General features: G+C 37.9%; 2 protein-coding genes. Both read right to left on the bottom strand.

The features are described from left to right. Window positions 1-435: branched-chain amino acid ABC transporter permease (locus tag AC1DTM_RS29145; protein ID WP_477001565.1), on the bottom strand; the 435-nt coding region annotated here is incomplete at its 3' end. Window positions 436-484: 49 nt separating this feature from the next. Beyond that, the coding region (locus AC1DTM_RS29140) for a branched-chain amino acid ABC transporter permease (RefSeq protein ID WP_477001564.1) at window positions 485-883 on the bottom strand (399 nt) is incomplete at its 5' end.

The following is an 883-nucleotide window of genomic DNA, read 5'->3' as shown; positions in this document are numbered from 1 at the left end:
ATACGTAACACGATCACGGAATATATCTGGTACACGAAATGTAAATCCATCTCCTCCGTGAGTCAGCGAACGCCATTTTTCAGCAAGTACAAAAAACAGCTGAGAAATAGCGAGCGTTAACATTGCATAAAAATGACTTTTCAAACGTAATGAAAGCATACCGATTATATAACTAACGATAGCTGATACAATAATAGCGGCTGCTATTCCTATAAAAAAGTTCACTATAGACACCCCTTGCCGATCAAATAAGAGTGCCACACCATACGCCCCTATTCCAAAGAACATACAATGACCGAATGAAACAATACCCGTATATCCAAGGAGAACATCAAAACTCATAGCGAAAATAGCAAAGATGAAAATTTGAGTGAACAAAATTAACAAGCTCCGTGAATCATTTACGAATGGAAATACACTTAAACAAATGAGCATAAAAACTCCGAAGTATACTTTAATTCGACCCGATATGCTGTTCACCATGTCACCCCTTTTCACCAACGAGTCCCGTCGGCTTCACTATTAAGAAAAATAGTAACATTAACATATTAATTGCAAGAGATAAATCTGGTATAAAATACGCTGTAAAAGCACCGGCTAATCCGACGATTAAAGAAGCTAGAGCTGAACCTTGTACACTACCTAACCCTCCAATTATTACTACTATAAAAGCTAAAATCGCATACTGCATGCCCATCTCGGCGAAAATAACGCCTGAATATGGTGCAAGTAGGAAACCACCTAATGCTGCCATTCCTGCTCCTAATAAAAAGACAAATGAGAATATCGCTTTTACGTTAATACCGAGAGCTTGAACCATCTCTTTATCCATTACACCCGCGCGAATCATAAGTCCTATCTTTGTTTTTTTCAGCAATAATAG

The sequence above is a fragment of the Bacillus sp. P4_D3 genome (assembly GCF_056401855.1).
The sequence above is the reverse complement of the archived record's forward strand: the minus strand, read 5'-3'. Positions and strand labels throughout refer to the sequence as shown.